Source organism: Variovorax sp. LjRoot175 (assembly GCF_964253805.1).
Lineage (GTDB): Bacteria > Pseudomonadota > Gammaproteobacteria > Burkholderiales > Burkholderiaceae_C > Variovorax.
Map to the genome: position 1 here is coordinate 44,820 of NZ_CAXURY020000003.1, position 16,016 is coordinate 60,835.

Here is a 16,016-nt window from a genome sequence, read left to right on the forward strand (position 1 = left end):
AGACACCTCAGGAAGCGGCCACGGCCGGTTGTGCATGCGATGCCGGCGCGGCGGACTGCCCCTTGAAGAGGCCGCGCACCAGCACGAAGAAAAGGGGTACGAAGAAAATGGCGAGCACCGTGCCTGATAGCATTCCTCCGATCACCGCGGTGCCCAGCGCATGCTGCGCTCCAGCGCCCGCGCCGCTGCCCAGCACCAGGGGCAGCACGCCCAGGATGAAGGCCAGCGACGTCATCAGGATCGGGCGCAGCCGCAGGCGGGCGGCTTCCAGTGCCGATTCCACCAGGCTACTGCCGCGTTCATGCAGATCTTTGGCGAACTCGACGATCAGGATGGCGTTCTTCGACGCCAGGCCGATGGTCGTGAGCAGGCCGACCTGAAAGTACACGTCGTTCATCTTCCACGTCAGGATCGCGCCGACCAGCGCGCCCAGCACGCCGAGCGGCACCACGAGAATGACGGAGAACGGAATCGCCCAGCTCTCGTACAAGGCCGCGAGGCAGAGGAACACGATCAGGATCGATAGCGCGTAGAGCAGGCCGGTCTGGCCGCTGGATGCCTTCTCCTGGCGCGACAGACCGGTCCATTCGTAGCCGATGCCTGCGGGCAGCTTCGCCACCGCTTGCTCGACGATGGCCAGCGCCTCGCCGCTGGAGGCGCTGCCCGGCATCGCCATGCCCAGGATCTCGACGGAGGGCACGCCGTTGTAGCGCTCCAGCCGTGGCGAGCCCGAGATCCAGCCCGCCTTCGAGAACGAGGTGAAGGGCACCATCGCGCCGGCGCTGTTGCGCACATACCAGCGGTCGATGTCCTCCGGCAGCATGCGGTACTGCGCATCGGCCTGCAGCATCACCTTCTTCACCCGACCCTTGTCGATGAAGTCGTTGACGTAGCTGCTGCCCCAGGCGGCTGAGAAGGTGTCGTTGATGTCCGCCATTGAAAGGCCCTGCGCCTGGGCCTTGTGCGGATCGATCTCGAGCCTGAACTCGGGCGTGTCCTCCTGGCCGTTGGGCCGCACGGCCACCAGCCGCTTGTCCTTCGACAGTTCGCCGAGCAGCTGGTTGCGCGCTTGCATCAGGGCCTCGTGGCCGAGGTTGGCGCGGTCCTGCAGCATCAGGTCGAAGCCGGATGCGTTGCCGAGTTCCGCCACGGCGGGCGGCGCGAAGGCGAACACCTTCGCGTCGCGGATGGTGTTGAAGAAGGCGCCGGCCCTCGCGGCGACGCCCGTCACGGCGAGCGCCTCGCCCTTGCGCTCGTCCCAGGGCTTGAGCTTGACGAAGGCGAAGCCGGTGTTCTGCCCGCTGCCTGCGAAGCTGAAGCCGGCCACCGTGAAGAGGCCTGAAACCGCATCCTTCTGGTCGACCAGAAAATGGTGCTCTACCTGGCGGACCACATCTTCAGTGCGTGCATTGGTGGCGCCCGGCGGCAACTGGACCAGCACGAACATCGAGCCCTGGTCCTCCTCGGGCAGGAAGCCGACCGGCAGCTTCATGAAGCCGAAGACCACCGCGGCCAGCAGCACCGCATAGACGACCATGTAGCGCCATCCCTTGCCCAGCATGTGGCGCACCACGCCCTGGTAGCGGCCGTTGCCGCGGTCGAAAGTGCGGTTGAACCAGCCGAAGAAGCCGGTGGTCGCCATCGCATGCCCCTTGGCGACGGGCTTGAGCAGCGTCGCGCACAAGGCGGGCGTGAGCACCAGCGCCACGAGTACCGACAGCGTCATGGCCGAGACGATCGTGATGGAGAATTGACGGTAGATCACGCCGGTGGAGCCGCTGAAAAAGGCCATCGGCACGAACACCGCCGCCAGCACCAGCGCGACGCCGACCAGTGCGCCGGTGATCTGGCCCATCGACTTGCGCGTCGCCTCCTTCGGTGATAGGCCTTCTTCCGTCATCACGCGCTCGACGTTCTCGACCACCACGATGGCATCGTCCACCAGCAGGCCGATCGCCAGCACCATCGCGAACATGGTCAGCGTGTTGATGGTGAAGCCAAAGGCCGCGAGCACGCCGAAGGTGCCGAGCAGCACCACCGGCACCGCGATGGTCGGGATCAGCGTCGCCCGGAAGTTCTGCAGGAAGAGATACATCACCAGGAACACCAGGACCACTGCTTCGATCAGCGTCTTGACGACCTCCTCGATCGAGATCCGCACGAAGGGCGTGGTGTCGTAAGGCTTCTGGACCTTCATGCCCTGCGGGAAGAACTTCTCGAGCTCGGCCAAGCGGGCGTCGATGCCCTTGACCGTATCGAGCGCGTTGGCCCCCGTGGCCAGCTTGATGGCGAGGCCGGCAGCCGGCCTGCCGTTGTAGCGGCCGACCGTGTTGTAGGACTCGCTGCCCAGCTCGATGCGGGCGACGTCGCGCAGGCGGACCTGGGCGCCGTTGGTCTGCGTGCGCAGCAGGATGTCTTCGAACTCCTGCGCGGTCTTCAGGCGTGTCTGCGAGGTGATCGTTGCGTTGAGCTGCTGGCTGCCCGCCGCAGGCAGGCCGCCCAGCTGGCCGGCCGAGACCTGAGCGTTCTGCGCCTGGATGGCGGTCTTCACGTCCAGCGGCGTCAGGCTGAAGTTGGCGAGCTTGTTCGGGTCGAGCCACACGCGCATGGCGTACTGCGAGCCGAAGAGGGTGGTGTCGCCCACGCCCTCGACGCGGCTGATCGCCTCCTGCACGTTGGCGGCCACATAGTCCGACAGGTCGGACGCGTTCATGCTGCCGTCCTCGGAGGTGAAGGCCAGCACGTTCAGGAAGTTGGTGGCCGACTTCGTCACGGTGACGCCCTGCTGCTGCACCTCTTGCGGCAGCAGCGGCGTGGCCAGCGAGAGCTTGTTCTGCACCTGCACCTGCGCGGTGTCGGGGTCGGTGCCGTTCTCGAAGGTCAGCGTGATGGTGACCTGGCCGGAAGACTCGCTGGTCGAGGCCATGTAGCTCAGCCGGTCCAGCCCCTTCATCTTCTGCTCGATGACCTGGGTGACGGTGTCTTCCAGCGTCTTGGCGGAAGCGCCGGGGTAGTTGGCGGTGATCGCGACGGCGGGCGGCGCGATGCTCGGGTACTGCGCGATCGGCAGCGCGAAGATGGAGAGAGCTCCTGCCAGCATCACGATGATGGCCAGGACCCAGGCGAAGATGGGGCGGTCGATGAAGAAGCGTGCCATGACGGTCTCTCGCGATCAGTTCGCCGTGTTGCCGGAAGCGGGGAGCGCCGCCTTGGCCGTTTCGGCGACGGGCTTGACGCCGGGGTTCCATTGCACCGTCTTCACCTCGACGCCCGGCGCTGCGCGCTGCTGGCCGTCCACCACGAGCTGGTCGCCCGCCTGCAGGCCGCGGCGCACCAGCCATTGGTCGCCGATGGCCCGTTCCGTCTCGAGCATGCGCCGCTGCAGCTTGTGCTGGGCATCCACGACGAAGGCCGTCGGCTTGCCGGTGCTGTCGCGCGACACGGCCTGCTGTGGCACCAGGAGCGCCTGCTCCTTCACGCCCTCCTGCAGCACGGCGCGCACGTACATGCCGGGCAGCAGGTCGGCGTTCGGGTTGGGGAACACCGCGCGCAGCGTGATGGCGCCGGTCGTCTGGTCCACAGTGACATCCGAGAACTCGAGCTTGCCTTCGAGCGGATAGGCGCTGCCGTCTTCCAGCAGCAGGCGCACCCGGGCCGCATTGGCGCCGCTCTTCTGGAGATCGCCGCGCGCCATGGCCTGCTTGAGCTGGAGCACCGCGGCGCTGGGTTGCGTCACGTCGACGTAGATCGGATCGAGCTGCTGGATGGTGGCCAGTGCGGTCGCCTGGCTGGCCGTGACCAGTGCGCCGGGCGTCACCGTCGATTTGCCGATGCGCCCCGAGATCGGCGCGTCGATGCGCGCATAGGCGAGGTTGATGCGGCTCGTCTCGACATTGGCCTTCGCCGCGGCGACGTCGGCCTCGCCCTGCTGCAGCGAAGCGGCGGCATCGTCGTAGTCCTGCTGGCTCACCGCCTGGATGGCCACCAGCTCCTTGTAGCGCTCGGCCTTCAGCCGCGTGGTCTTCAGGCTGGCCTGCGCCTTGGCGAGCGCGGCGACATTGCTGTCGTAGGTGGCCTTGTAGGTGGCGGGATCGATCTGGTAGAGCGTCTCGCCGGCCTTCACGTCGCTGCCTTCGCGGAACTTGCGCGTCTTCACGATGCCGCCGACCTGCGGGCGGACGTCGGCGATGAGGAAGGGCGTGGTGCGCCCGGGCAGCTCGGCGGTGATGGCCACGCGCTGCGGCTGCACCGTGACCACGCCGACGACGGGCGTGCCTTCTGCCGGCGGCGGACCGCCGGGCGGCTTGCCGCACGCGGCGAGCAGGCAGGCGGACGCGAGGGCGGCCGCGAAGGTCAGGCCGAAGGTGAGGGGTGGACGCATGGCGAATCTCCTGGATGACGAGGGATGGATTCGTCTTATTAAACGAACCGTACGGTACGGAAATGTAGATTGACTTCCTGCGGATGTCAATCAATAATGAACACATTGGTTCGGATATAAGGAGGCAACGAGATGCGGGTCAAGACGGAAGCCAAGCGCGATGCGATCGTCCAGGCGGCGTCGGAAGTCTTCGGGGAAATGGGATTCGAAGGCGCCTCCATGTCGGAGATCGCCGCGCGGGCGGGGGGTTCGAAGGCGACGCTGTACGGGTACTTCGGCTCCAAGGAAGAGCTCTTCGTCGCGGTCATCCTCGGAGCTGCCGGGACGCACTTCGACCCGATCTTCGCGGCCCTCGGGAAGGACAGCGACGACCTGGAGCGCGTGTTGCAGCGCTATGGCGAAAAGATCATGGCCGTGGTGTCCTCGCAGGAAATCATCGAGGCGATGAGGGCGGTGATCGCGGAGTCCGGGCGAAGCGACATCGGACGGCAATTCTTCGAAGGCGGGCCCAAGAAAGGCCTGCTCGAGCTGGCAGGGTTTTTGGAGCAGCAGATGCAGGAAGGACGCTTGCGCAAAGCCAATCCGCTTGTAGCGGCGCGCCACCTGACTGCGTTGCTGGACTCGGAGGTCACCATGCCGCTCCTGCTCGGCATCGAAGGGCCCCCGTCAAGGAAGGATTTGCGCGAGGCCACCCGCCGCGCGGTGCAGGTTTTCCTCGGTGGCTATGCACCCGGGAGCGACAGGATCTCGTAGCCGGCGGATGCACCATCGTTGAAGATCGGCATCACATTCAAGCTCTTCCTGTTCGTTCTGCTCGCCTGTGCTGCCGTGGTCGTTGTCCAGGGAGCGGCCATCCGGTTCGTGATGGAGCGCGGCTTCCTGGGGTACCTCAATCAGCAAAGTCGAATACGGATGGAGGAGGTCGTGCCTCGTCTGGGGGAAGCCTACGATGTTCGCGGCAGTTGGGACTTCCTGCGTTCAGACTTCAGGGAATGGGTGGACCTGGTGTTGCCTTTTCTCCGAGAGGCGGGACGCGACCCGGCACCTCGCCTGGCGTCCTCCGACCAGACGGGCGCGCTTGCACGGATGGGCCTGCTGGATGAGAAGATGCGCCGCGTCGTCGGCAACCCGGATATAGACGCGAGTTCGTTCCGCATTCCCATCGTCGTCGAAGGACGCACGGTGGGGTGGGTCGCGATGGTGCCATTCGAGGGCGGTGCTGCCGAAGAATGACGAGCGCTTTCTCGAACAGCAGTTCAAGGCCTTGACGATGGTCGGCCTTGGATCGATCCTTGTGGCAGCCCTGCTGACATTCTTCCTCGCGCGCGCCCTGTTGCGACGCCTTCGCGACATGGCGCAGGCCACGCACCAACTGGCCGCAGGGGACTACGCTTCGCGAATCGCGGCCGTTGCGAACGACGAACTCGGAGCGCTGGCGGGGGATTTCAACCGCATGGCGCAGACACTGGAACATGCCGAGCGGGCACGGCGCGGTTTCATGGCGGACATTTCCCATGAATTGCGCACGCCGTTAGCGGTGTTGCGCGCGCAGCTCGAGGCGATCCAGGACGGGATTCGCTCACCCACGGTCCAGTCGACGAACGCCATGCACCTGCAGGTCGAGCGCCTGGGCAGGCCAGGTGAGGCGGAGCCGGTGCAGGTGCCCAACCAGTTCCTCGAGCGCATGCTCGGACGCCGTTCCAAGATCATGTGCGCCTGGCTGCAGGAGCATCGTCAGCAATTCTTCCAGTCGACGCAGGGCTGAGGGACACTTTGGAACGACACCATTTCTCATCCCTTACTCCCCGTTCACCATGACCCTTTGTCGGCGCAACGCGCTCACGACGAGGCTTAGCATCCGCGGAACTGTGGCGCGCGCTTGGCCAGAAAGGCTGCCGTCCCCTTGCGGAAATCCTCCGTGTGCGACGACGCGATGAAAGCCTCGCGCTCCGCATCGAGTTGATCCGTCAGCGACGATTCGAACGAATGTCGCATCATAATCCGACCGTCCTGCCTGGAGCAGTTTGACCGGCCCATAAGTGGAGCAGTTTGGGGTGGCCATCGGGGGCCGAAGGAACAGTGCGTGAAGCAATGGTTCTCTTGTCGACGAGGATGCGCTTTTACGATCCGATTTGGCCGCGACGAGCTGGGCTCTCAAGAGGTGCGCACGCCGCGCGCGGAGATCGGTACCGCCGCAGCAAGCATGCTCCTGGCCCTGATGCGGGGTGAATCCCCGCCTTTCTCTTCCGTGGACCTTGGCTACCAGGTGATCGTGCGGCAGAGTGCCTGATGGTCTGTCTGTCCGTGGTCGGCGAGCTCCGCGGAAATCGTCGAGTGTGAGTCCGGCGCTTCACTCCTCATCGAGCATCCGGCTGACCTTGCTGCCCAACGCGCTCTCGGCGCGGAAGTAGCCCATCACGGTCGCCACGCTCTGGTGCCCGGTCATCGCCATCGTCTCGGGCAGCGACATGTTCTGTCGGCCGGCTTCCGTCACGAACCCGGCCCTCAGCGAGTGCGCGCTAAAACTTCCCTCCACCCCCGCCATCGCACACCGCTCCTTCACGATGTCGCGCACCGCTGCAGCCGCCAGCGCCTCGCCGAGATGCCCGCCCTTGCGAATGCGGCGGAAGAGGGCGCCTTCCTTGATGCCGCTGGCGGCGAGCCACGCCTGCATGGCCTGCGCCGCGCTGCCCACCAGGGGCTTGACGTCCTCGGGGCGCTCGGCGCCGGCCTGGTTGGTCTTGGAGTGCGCGAGCGTGTAGAGGTAGGAGCGGGCGCTGTCCCCACCCACGCGCTGAAGGTTCTCGAGCGTGGCCGAGGCGACCTCGGAGCGCCGCCGCCCGCCGGTGGCCCAGGCGAACAGGAGGAGGGCGCGATCGCGTTTTCCGCGCAGGGTGTCGTCGCAGGTCGCCAGCACCGCTTGCAGCGGATCCTTGGTGAGCGCGCGCTGCTTGCGCGGCCGCGCGCCGCGCTTGGCGTAGGCGCGGCGCGTGCGGGCCAGCAACTCGCGCACCAGCGGGTCTGCGCACGGGTTCGGCTCCTTGGCCAGCTGATGCGCCTTGGACAGCACCGCGATGCGGTGCACAAGCGTGTTGAGCGCGGGTGCGCCGAGCCGCGTCTTGTAGCCGTTGGCGACCAGCGCCTGGTCGACGTCGGGCGGCAGCTCGGTCACCAAGCCGGTTTTTAATCCCGTCAAGAGGCCGGCTTCGCCGTCCGGGTCTCGCGCGTCCGCTTTGCGCGCCGCGTGGTCGACGATGAACTGGATGACCACCGGGACCGGAACGGGCATGCGCAGCGCATCACCGTAGCGCGCGGCGTACCAGGCCGCCCAGTACCGCATCGCCGAGCCGTACGACGCCCGGGTGTTGGCCGATTCGCCTTCGCGCAGCAGCGCGCGCGCGGCGTCCTCGGCCATGGCGTTGAGCCGCGCCGGGTCGAGCGCGGGCCGGCGCTCGGGTGCGGGGATCAGCTGCGATTCGCGCGGGACTTCGTTTTCCATGAAGTTGTTCTAGTAATTCCTTTGCACTGTCGTCAATGTCGTGCGGGCGTCGCCGCTGGAATGGCCAATGGAAGCTTCCACGCCAAGCCGTTGTCCCAAGCAAATCCATTGCGGCAACGGCAAGCAATCCATTTGGCGATCATCGCCTCGAAGCAATCACTTTGACGAACATAGCGCAGTGTCTCAAGCAGTTCGACGGGTCCGGAGCCGTCCAGGCCCGCGACCCGACTGGACATCCAGGGCTCAGCTTCTTGCTTGCCGCCAAAGACTTCCTCCGGCCTTGACCAGCGTATCAGCGAGGGGGATGTCGCCCGGGTCGCAATGCCCTGTGCCAGTTTCGTCAATTCCCACAATGTTGAGCGAGCACCGGGCTGGGGCCACGACGCAAGGCCAAGAGCGCAAACGATCTGCTTGGGGACACGCAAAAAGAATTACTAGAACCGCATTTTATCTTACATACGACGTATGATTCGCTACATCATACATCGATAAGTCACGATAACATTCTCTTATCGATGGTAAATATTTGACGGGGCAGGGCGGTCGTTTACGGAAAGTACGAGGGTCATATGGCTGAGATTCGACAAACACTCTCCCGCGGGATCCAGGAAGACGACGTCTGGGGCGCGGCCGATCTGCTGCTTCACGAAGGCCTGCGGCCCACGATCGAGCGCGTGCGCCAGAAGATCGGGCGCGGCTCGCCCAACACCGTCAGCCCGATGCTCGAGCGCTGGTTCGCGTCGCTCGGGCAACGGCTCGCCGGCGGTGCGAACCCTTCGGCGAACCTATTGGCGGGCAACGATGCGGACGGCGTACCGGTGAGCGTTCGCAACGCGACGCGCCTCTTGTGGGAAACGGCTCGCCGCGAGGCCGAAGAGGTCCAGCGCCAGGAGCTGGATGCCGCGCGCGCGGAGCTCCAAGAACGCAGGAACGAGCTGGTCGAGGCCCAGGCAGCGCTCGCGCAGCGCGAGGATGCCTTCGCCCAGGCGCGGGTGAGCCTCGATTCGGCGCTGGCCTCCTCGCAGCAGGCGCGTGAAGCCCTGGAACGGCAGCTCAAGGAGCACGCCGTCGAGGCACACCGTGTGCGCACGAGCCTGGACGACGACATCAAGCGGCTGACCGCCCTGCTCTCTCAGGCAGGTGAATCCCAGGAACGGACGCGTCGGGACCACGCCGAGGCGATGGCGGTGCGCGATCAGGACCTGCGCCAAGCCGAAGAGCGGCACGCTGTACAGGAGCGGCGGATGCTGGCGGAGGTGGATCGGGCGAGGCAAACGGCCAAGACACTCGAAGCCGAGTTGGCCAAGGAGCAGCAGCGGCGAGCCAAAGGCGAGGAAGCGGCCGTCAAGCGGCTGGATGCAGAGCTGGAAAAGCTTCAGCAGCTTCGTGAAGACACGCGGCAAGCCGAGGCCGGGCTACGCGAGCAGCTGGCAGTCCAAGGCATCGAGCTGGCGCAGGCGCGAACGCAGGCCGAAGCGCTCGGAGCGAGCGTCGAAGCGCTCGAGAGCCGGGTCGGCGATGAAAAGGCCTCGCACGAGCAAACGCGGCGGATGTTGGCCGAGGCCCTGATCAGCAAATCAGCTGCGAAGGGCGATACCTCCGTTCGTCGACGGCGGAAGCCTTGAGGCGGGAGAGTGAAGGAGGTTGGGCGGCAGCTCTACAACTGTCAACCTCCCTTGGTCGGCCATCGCTTGTAAGGTCGCACTATCTAAGAAAGCTTCGTGCACGTCACGCTCAGTAGTGAGTCGTCACGTCAATGCTATGGTTCTGGAGAAACCAAACAAGCTGCCAAACGCGGCTCAATCGTTACCAGCCAGCAGGGCTTCCCCTGGATCGAAGTCCAGTCGCGGCACGTCCTTTCGCGGTACCGGAAACGCCCGCTGCCAGTGGCTCGATTGGGGCGGACCGGGGACTGCCGACCGGACCAGAACAATTCGGGCTTTTTGACCTCGTTCCGTCATCGAGAACCACACCTCCGGCACATCTCGTGTTTCGACCGCGGGCGATGCTTTAGGCTGAGTCATGCCATTTGGCGTCGCGTCTTCGTAGCGCACCTATTGTTCATGTAGACCATTCAAAGAATATATGTCGCGCATGATTTTCGGGATCACTCATCGTCCGGTGCCAGTGGCTCGCGGCAGCGGCTTGGCTATCAGTCCTACGAGTGCCTTGCGGACCGCGTTCAGCGTCTGTTCCGATGCTTCGGCGCCGAGCTTCACCACTCCCACGTTCGTCAAGATCATTTTTGAACGGCTAGCGCCCGCCAGTGTGAGTTGAACCTTCTCAACCGCGTGCTTCCTGCCAGCGACAAGAGTAGTCGCCGCGTCTAAAACATCCGTCGAACCCTTCAGTACCGCCTTCGCCGTGACTCCTGCTGTCAGGGCCAGGTCACCTACCTGAAGCGAATCAACGATTCCTCGCACATTGAGGTTCTTCTGCACAGCCGCAGCCCACGCTAAGACGTCGATTGACACTGCGCTTATCGCGAGCGAAAAATCAGAAACTTCTATCAAACGACTGACCATCGTATTGGTGCCACGCGGAGCATTAAGCAGTTCAAGCCCCGGGCCATCTTTAGAGGCACGAAATTCACATTGGCGGTATTCGATCCGGTGAAAGACCTGGTCCTTTCCGAACGGATCGGTCACGGTATCGTCGTACTCAACGCGTTCTACGAAGCGAGCATGAACAAAGTCATCTCGTACCCTGTCGATGACGAAGCCATCTGCCAGGTCGGCATCAAACGCCTTTGTCTTGAGTTTCTTGGCGAGGATGCGCATCGAGAAAGGCCACTCAACGGCAAGCCAACGATGGCGCGTCATGGCTCGACTTCCTCGGGGGGTACGATTGGGAGTGGAGCAGCCACTTCGGGAGCGAGCAGCGCCGCCAAGACTTTCCGAGCTGTGGTTTCGACCATTGCAAGCAAATCAGCCTTCTCGCCGTCTTCCGCCGGCCGCAGATTCTTTGTGTACTTGCCGCTGTTGAACCGAAGTACACCACGAACAGAGTATCGAAACTTCCTCGCAGCCAAGCGATCTTCGAACCCCGCGTCGAACTCGACAATGGCGTACGGTGATGTATTTTGCTTCGCGCGCCAAGTAATCGAGGTGATGAAAAATCCAGCCGCCTTGAGTTCCTGGTACATCGGTGACGCAACCAAGTTGTCACCTGCCAAAGCAACATTGCGGACCACACTCAGCATTTTCTGCTCCGCGTCCGCATCTCCTTCATCCTCCAGATCGACAGCGTCCTCGTGCTGCGCGTCCGCGTGCGCGACGCGAAGACGCGACACGTTGTCCAACGGGAAACTCGGCAACGAAGAGATTAGTTTAGTGAAAAACATGGTCCTGTCCTCCGCGGCAGGCAGGCTACTCAGCTCGATCTCGTCAACCTTTATCTGAATTTTCTTTTTTGCCTCAATCTCATTCGTCAGCTTGTCGATGATAGATCTGGCTTTTTCTGTAGCCGGAATGCGAATTTCGGTCCATCCATCTTTTTGTATGAAATTAATGGATGCATCTCGCACTTGCCTTTGCACCAACTTTGTCTTTGAATAATCGTACTCGGAGTACTCAACATTCATTACAAATTCATTCTCGCTTTTTTTGAAAGAGTTGACCTTTTCCGTCGAGGCATCAGCTTGGTACGCTGCGACAACCGCCTTTAGTTCTTCTGCATCAAGGGCCACATTGAGTCGGACAGAAGCCGTTTTTTCACCACGGCGACCGTGCTCTCTCGCCTCAATAAGGCCGCAAATATCTTTATAGTCATGCGAGAGCATCGAAATGCTTTCGACAAGTACTTCCCTTGTCTCTTGCGGTGAACAAAAAATTCCCCGATCGCGCAGTAGATCATGGAGAACGCCCTCAGTGATCCTCTGTTTCGCGGAAAACAACAGATCGTGCACTTCTTTGTTAGTGGCAAAGTAGAGTTGGTCGGAGTTATTCATAGTCCATGCCCAAGTCGATTTCTGAGAAATCACTCACCGCCTGCGTCATCTTTGTGTACTTGATTGCAGCCAGCTTTATGGCAAGGTCTGAGGTTGCCGCCCCTCCCAGGCTCTCGATATAGCGCTGAGTGGCCTTCTGAAACGTGGCTGCTGCTGCAGGTGCTGTTTGAAATGATTTGATTTCAATCATCGTTCCGTGTTCCAATACCTGATAGTGCCGAAGATAATCGAGCAGGTACATGAACTCCTCTTCCGTTTCTCCGGAACGCCGATAGAATACGAGAAAGCCACGTTGCGCATTTGCCCCCGCTTCATATTCCAGCACGATCCAAGGGGAGGTCAACATCTCTAAGGTCGCAGCGCGCGCTTTCTCCGGCTGAAGGTTGGCGCGTCCATCTAGTTGCGGGTAAAAATATTTGCAATTCGCAGCAGCGGGGAGTGCCTGTGGACCTGCAGCTCCGCGCATCTGGCGGATTTCAAAGCGGACATTGTCAAGCCATGCAATATCTCTTGGACCTAGAACAAAAGCGCGGGAACCCTTGGGAAGCGGCAGTTTTTCGTCTTTAATATTGGTGAGATGGTTCGCGAAGTCTTTGTCGTATCCACCGTCATGGTTATAGACAAATAGTAGGCCGCAGACGTCGGGAGTGACGTTCCCATGCATGTAAAGATTTCGCCAAGCCTCGCTCTTTTCTGCGCAGGCAACTTGCTTGCAAAGGCTTGTTAGAGCACCCTGAATCGCGGCCGTGCTTATTGAGCCCTTGGCGTAGCTCTTCAGATCACAATGCACAAACGTTCGCTTCGACGAATAGGGTTCGTCGTACCAAAACACAACGTCTGCGGGATGTGTAGCAACGCCGTGATGTTCTTGGTCCTCACAAGGCCAATTCGCGTCTTCGGGTCCCACCTTCGTCCAAAAGAACTCTGCGAACAGCTCATCTGAGAGCTTGCTCGCCATCTTGGCGATCTTGCTTGTCTCTCCTGCCATCGTGCCTCCTCGTTTGATGCCACCGACCCCCTGCGAAATGTGTTGTAACAGATCGCATAGGACAATGACTATTGCCGGCGTTGCGTCGTACGTAATCGGATGCCGCGGGGCTCCATGGAGCGGACAGCTGGCAGACATGACCGAGCGGCCACCATGTAGCTGCGGCCAGAGCCGAAGGAGTTCGCATTTGCTGCGCGTACTTCGATCAGCGGATCGGTAGCCGGCTCCACGATACCGACACATCGATGCCGGCGAGCATCCTCATCGCACTCCCCACCCGGTCGAATGCGCCAGGTGCCGCCCTCGAAGGCGTCGAGCAACACAATCGGAGTGAGGATCGTATTCGCGTCTCCCTTCTGGCCGTCGACACCCATGGCATGACCAGCGTGGCCCTGGCCATCGCAAAGCTCCTGGGGTTTGACCTGTGTCCGAGACTGAAGGACCTGAGAGAGCGCAAGCTGCTCGTTCCCAGGGGATGGTCGGTACCGGACGGCTTGGAGAGGGCCACCGTGCGCCGGGTGTCTCTCAAGGCCATCGAGCGCGGCTGGGATGATCTCGTGCGACTTGCGGCGTCCATTCGCGCTGGCAATTGGGCTGCGTGAAGCGTTCTTCGTAGAGTATCGCGAACTGGTTCATGGCCTCGCGCCACTCCCTGGCCGCGCGACCCCAGTCAGCCGTGATGTTGCGCAGCGCCAGCCAGGTGAGCTTGGTTGCAGCGTCGTCACTCGGGAAGTGCCCGCGCGTCTTGATGATCTTGCGTAGCCGGCTGTGCACGCTCTCGATGGCGTTTGTGGTGTAGACCACGCGGCGCACGGCCGGCGGGAAGGCGAAGAACGGAATCACGCGATCCCAGGCGCGGCGCCAAGCCGCAGTGACAGTGGGGAACTTCTGTCCCCAGGGGCCGCGTTCGAACTCATTCAACGCCTCCAGCGCAGCCTCGGCGCTGGGCGCCGTGTACACCGGGCGCAGGGCTGCGGCAAGCAGCTTGCGGTCCTTCCAGCTCGCGTAGTCCAGGCTGTTGCGGATCAAGTGCACCTTCTGCCGACGTCGGCAGAAGGTGCTCAAGATTCCGGACAGGCTCCGACCCGGCGATGGCGGCGATGAGCCTCGGCGCTCCCCCAGCGTTGAGCCTGGCTGTGTCCGGGGCTACCTCGGCAAATCTTCTTGGCTGGTTCGCACAATCGTCTCAGATCGATCGGCCGAATGGTTGGTTTCCACGGTAACGCCGGGCAGCTTGAACTTGAACTGCGCTGCGCCAATCGCTCCCAAGGCAAAAACTAGCAACGCCCCGCCAAGTGCATACGACAGTGTTTCTCGCCCAGGCGGAGCGAACATCATGATCAGCGCCGCTAGTGCGAAAAGAACACATGCAGCGACGATCAATAGACGTTTCGTCTTTTCTCTGTCGCGCAGCAGAGTGGCAAGCGCCTCCACGGCGATTTGCCCGCTCGCCGCACCTCGAAAGTCCCGATCTTCAACATTCATCTCTCTCTCCTATAGGCCGAAGACGAACAACGATCGACTCGAAAGCGCCTAGTCTGCTCCTCGCCTTATGGCAATCTCATCCTGGAAGACCAAACCAAAGGTGAATAGCAGCACATAGGGCAGGAACTTGGCTGAAATGTCGAGCCATGGTCTGATCCTTTTCCCCGGCGGCGGAGTCTCTCCTAGCTCATCGCAACACTGACTTTCATCGAGTCCGCGCCCGGCGTTCCGGTCACGCTGATGGTCACGCCACTCCACTTGCCTTTTTCTGTCCCGTCAGGAAGATTGAGGGGCGGCTTGGTGCTCTTGCCGACTTGGCGATTGGTCCCATTGGGGTAGAGATCGCCGGTGTCACCCCGGTTGCCCTGGCCGAAGACGGCAGCCAGTTCGCGCTTGTTATCCGCCTGGATCAGTTCGATGGCGAGCATGTTCTCCTCGTTCACGTTGGTAATGCTTTCGTCCACGGCGTAGATGGCGATGCCCTCGTCCGGGAGGAACGCGTCCTGGCCACGCTTCCTGCGGTACTCGACGACGATGTACTGCTCCTCCGTCATGCGTTGCGGATTGCGCACGTACAGTATGGTCCCGCCCTCGGCCGCAGGCTTCACCAAGATGTTCTTCTTTGACTCGGTGACCAGTTGCGGCACGATCCAGCCGTGGAACATCCTCAACATCCCGTTGGGAAAAACCGGCGTCAGGCCATTCTGTCCCCACGATCCGGCCGCCATGAGGCAATAGCTGCCCAGGCCGTTGCTCACCATCTGCCTGACACGGCCGGTATCGTAGTAGTCGGCCCATCTGGCAGCGAGGTGGCCCCATTCGTGCGCACAGACGCCCATGTTGCAGTCTTCGGGAACTGTCAGGTAGGTCTGAACCTGCAGTCCGGGCGCCACCTGCACGCCGCCTGGCACCACCCATTTGTGGCTCCAGATGTCCGTCTTGGCCAAGGTCTGCTCGGCACCGCCGCCGGCATGGACCACGAACAGCGCGGTGACGACATGCTCGCCGAAGATGTCGTACGGTCCGAAGTCGACGCCCGCCGCAAGTGCCGCCTGCACGGCATCGCGCACCATGCCGGGTGCATTGCGCGGAAAGTTGTTGCCCATTCCCGAGTTGTTGTCCGCATAGAAGGTGGAAGGCTGCGGAAGGCGATGCCAGCCGAAGACCTGGCCCTGCACGTCGATGCCGTGCTCGGTAGCCTCGTTGAATCCACTGGCGCGCTGGTAGTACTCCCGCATGCTGCCGGTCGGGAAGATGCCACCCGTGGAGAACAGCATCTGCTCGAAGAACGCCGCGGAGCGGTTGCCTCGGTTGGGCAAATCAGGAAAGTCGACCAGCAGCACCAGAGTTCGCACGACGCCCTTGAGCTGCACGGTGGGACGATCGATCCGTTGCAAATCCAGCTTGTCGGCGGCGCTGCCGCCGCTCGTACTTCCATCGTCGAGGCCCAGCTCGTTTTCCCCTCTGCGCCCCGAGCGCCATACGGCGTAATACTGCTCGAAGGTCATCGCCTCGGGCAGCCGGCGGGCCGCGTTCAATTCGATGAATCGAGCGAACAACTGGGCCATCGCGTCCGGGGAAAGCGGGACATGGCACAGGCCGGCGCAGCGGTGGCGATATCCGAATGGAACGACGCTGTATTCCATGGAGAGCCCTCCTCGAGCAACAGTTTCTGCCGAATGGCTCGCATGCTAGGAGGAACCGAAGCACCTGC

Annotated in this window: 14 protein-coding genes and 2 pseudogenes; 6 read left to right on the top strand and 10 right to left on the bottom strand. The window is 62.5% G+C overall.

The window, feature by feature from the left end:
- Positions 1 to 7 precede the first annotated feature (7 nt).
- Both ACSQ89_RS38080 and ACSQ89_RS38085 read right to left on the bottom strand, forming a co-directional pair.
- Complete coding sequence (locus tag ACSQ89_RS38080) at positions 8 to 3,157, bottom strand: efflux RND transporter permease subunit (RefSeq protein WP_436297334.1); 3,150 nt, start codon at positions 3,155 to 3,157, stop codon at positions 8 to 10.
- Positions 3,158 to 3,172: 15 nt separating this feature from the next.
- Entirely contained in the window at positions 3,173 to 4,381 is a 1,209-nt protein-coding gene (locus ACSQ89_RS38085; protein ID WP_436297335.1) for an efflux RND transporter periplasmic adaptor subunit, read from the bottom strand.
- A gap of 132 nt (positions 4,382 to 4,513) precedes the next feature.
- On the opposite strand from ACSQ89_RS38085, the gene ACSQ89_RS38090 reads away from it, so the two are divergent.
- The 4 genes from ACSQ89_RS38090 (at position 4,514) to ACSQ89_RS38105 (ending at position 6,671) form a co-directional block, all read left to right on the top strand.
- Positions 4,514 to 5,134 carry a TetR/AcrR family transcriptional regulator gene (locus tag ACSQ89_RS38090; RefSeq protein ID WP_436297336.1) on the top strand — a complete coding sequence of 207 codons (621 nt, stop codon included), beginning with the start codon at positions 4,514 to 4,516 and terminating at the stop codon, positions 5,132 to 5,134.
- An 18-nt stretch (positions 5,135 to 5,152) separates the two neighbouring features.
- Complete coding sequence (locus ACSQ89_RS38095) at positions 5,153 to 5,614, top strand: hypothetical protein (protein WP_436297337.1); 462 nt, start codon at positions 5,153 to 5,155, stop codon at positions 5,612 to 5,614.
- 37 nt (positions 5,615 to 5,651) lie between these two features.
- Positions 5,652 to 6,146, top strand: coding sequence for a HAMP domain-containing protein (locus ACSQ89_RS38100; RefSeq protein ID WP_436297841.1), 495 nt, complete (start codon positions 5,652 to 5,654; stop codon positions 6,144 to 6,146).
- Between the two features lie 318 nt (positions 6,147 to 6,464).
- Positions 6,465 to 6,671 (top strand): hypothetical protein, encoded by a 207-nt coding sequence (locus ACSQ89_RS38105; protein ID WP_436297338.1) that lies wholly within the window; start codon positions 6,465 to 6,467, stop codon positions 6,669 to 6,671.
- Positions 6,672 to 6,731: 60 nt separating this feature from the next.
- Here ACSQ89_RS38105 and ACSQ89_RS38110 read toward each other — a convergent pair whose 3' ends face one another.
- Both ACSQ89_RS38110 and ACSQ89_RS38115 read right to left on the bottom strand, forming a co-directional pair.
- Entirely contained in the window at positions 6,732 to 7,880 is a 1,149-nt protein-coding gene (locus tag ACSQ89_RS38110) for a site-specific integrase (RefSeq protein ID WP_436297339.1), read from the bottom strand.
- Between the two features lie 32 nt (positions 7,881 to 7,912).
- Positions 7,913 to 8,224 (bottom strand): hypothetical protein, encoded by a 312-nt coding sequence (locus tag ACSQ89_RS38115; protein WP_436297340.1) that lies wholly within the window; start codon positions 8,222 to 8,224, stop codon positions 7,913 to 7,915.
- A gap of 225 nt (positions 8,225 to 8,449) precedes the next feature.
- Here ACSQ89_RS38115 and ACSQ89_RS38120 point away from each other — a divergent pair, with 225 nt between their 5' ends.
- A complete protein-coding gene (locus ACSQ89_RS38120) occupies positions 8,450 to 9,505 on the top strand; it encodes a DNA-binding protein (RefSeq protein ID WP_436297341.1) in 1,056 nt (351 codons plus the stop codon).
- A 486-nt stretch (positions 9,506 to 9,991) separates the two neighbouring features.
- Here ACSQ89_RS38120 and ACSQ89_RS38125 read toward each other — a convergent pair whose 3' ends face one another.
- Genes ACSQ89_RS38125 through ACSQ89_RS38135 form a run of 3 tightly spaced genes read right to left on the bottom strand, consistent with a single transcriptional unit; the run spans position 9,992 to position 12,817 of the window.
- A complete protein-coding gene (locus tag ACSQ89_RS38125; protein ID WP_436297342.1) occupies positions 9,992 to 10,702 on the bottom strand; it encodes a hypothetical protein in 711 nt (236 codons plus the stop codon).
- The gene (locus ACSQ89_RS38130) at positions 10,699 to 11,829 is read right to left on the bottom strand and encodes a hypothetical protein (protein WP_436297343.1); all 1,131 of its coding nucleotides are present in this window, start codon (positions 11,827 to 11,829) and stop codon (positions 10,699 to 10,701) included. The genes ACSQ89_RS38125 and ACSQ89_RS38130 overlap by 4 nt, the downstream gene beginning before the upstream one ends.
- Entirely contained in the window at positions 11,822 to 12,817 is a 996-nt protein-coding gene (locus tag ACSQ89_RS38135) for a hypothetical protein (protein WP_436297344.1), read from the bottom strand. The genes ACSQ89_RS38130 and ACSQ89_RS38135 overlap by 8 nt, the downstream gene beginning before the upstream one ends.
- 293 nt (positions 12,818 to 13,110) lie before the next feature.
- Here ACSQ89_RS38135 and ACSQ89_RS38140 point away from each other — a divergent pair.
- Positions 13,111 to 13,416, top strand: a pseudogene (locus tag ACSQ89_RS38140) (Tn3 family transposase); the annotation flags it as partial.
- On the opposite strand, the pseudogene ACSQ89_RS38145 reads toward ACSQ89_RS38140, so the two are convergent.
- From ACSQ89_RS38145 to ACSQ89_RS38155, 3 genes and pseudogenes are all read right to left on the bottom strand, one after another.
- Positions 13,415 to 13,852: pseudogene (locus tag ACSQ89_RS38145) on the bottom strand (transposase); the annotation flags it as partial. The pseudogenes ACSQ89_RS38140 and ACSQ89_RS38145 sit on opposite strands and share 2 nt — an antisense overlap.
- Positions 13,853 to 13,963: 111 nt before the next feature.
- Positions 13,964 to 14,302: a hypothetical protein gene (locus ACSQ89_RS38150; protein WP_436297345.1), complete on the bottom strand. Its 339-nt coding sequence runs from the start codon at positions 14,300 to 14,302 to the stop codon at positions 13,964 to 13,966.
- A gap of 182 nt (positions 14,303 to 14,484) precedes the next feature.
- The gene (locus ACSQ89_RS38155) at positions 14,485 to 15,948 is read right to left on the bottom strand and encodes a M6 family metalloprotease domain-containing protein (protein ID WP_436297346.1); all 1,464 of its coding nucleotides are present in this window, start codon (positions 15,946 to 15,948) and stop codon (positions 14,485 to 14,487) included.
- Positions 15,949 to 16,016 lie beyond the last annotated feature (68 nt).

Excerpts from the sequence above, each read along its gene's own strand:
- ACSQ89_RS38125 (WP_436297342.1), bottom strand. The coding sequence starts at position 10,702 with ATGACGCGCCATCGTTGGCTTGCCGTTGAGTGGCCTTTCTCGATGCGC.
- ACSQ89_RS38135 (WP_436297344.1), bottom strand. The coding sequence starts at position 12,817 with ATGGCAGGAGAGACAAGCAAGATCGCCAAGATGGCGAGCAAGCTCTCA.
- ACSQ89_RS38110 (WP_436297339.1), bottom strand. The coding sequence starts at position 7,880 with ATGGAAAACGAAGTCCCGCGCGAATCGCAGCTGATCCCCGCACCCGAG.
- ACSQ89_RS38150 (WP_436297345.1), bottom strand. The coding sequence starts at position 14,302 with ATGAATGTTGAAGATCGGGACTTTCGAGGTGCGGCGAGCGGGCAAATC.
- ACSQ89_RS38130 (WP_436297343.1), bottom strand. The coding sequence starts at position 11,829 with ATGAATAACTCCGACCAACTCTACTTTGCCACTAACAAAGAAGTGCAC.
- ACSQ89_RS38080 (WP_436297334.1), bottom strand. The coding sequence starts at position 3,157 with ATGGCACGCTTCTTCATCGACCGCCCCATCTTCGCCTGGGTCCTGGCC.
- ACSQ89_RS38085 (WP_436297335.1), bottom strand. The coding sequence starts at position 4,381 with ATGCGTCCACCCCTCACCTTCGGCCTGACCTTCGCGGCCGCCCTCGCG.
- ACSQ89_RS38155 (WP_436297346.1), bottom strand. The coding sequence starts at position 15,948 with ATGGAATACAGCGTCGTTCCATTCGGATATCGCCACCGCTGCGCCGGC.
- ACSQ89_RS38120 (WP_436297341.1), top strand. The coding sequence starts at position 8,450 with ATGGCTGAGATTCGACAAACACTCTCCCGCGGGATCCAGGAAGACGAC.
- ACSQ89_RS38100 (WP_436297841.1), top strand. The coding sequence starts at position 5,652 with ATGGTCGGCCTTGGATCGATCCTTGTGGCAGCCCTGCTGACATTCTTC.
- ACSQ89_RS38090 (WP_436297336.1), top strand. The coding sequence starts at position 4,514 with ATGCGGGTCAAGACGGAAGCCAAGCGCGATGCGATCGTCCAGGCGGCG.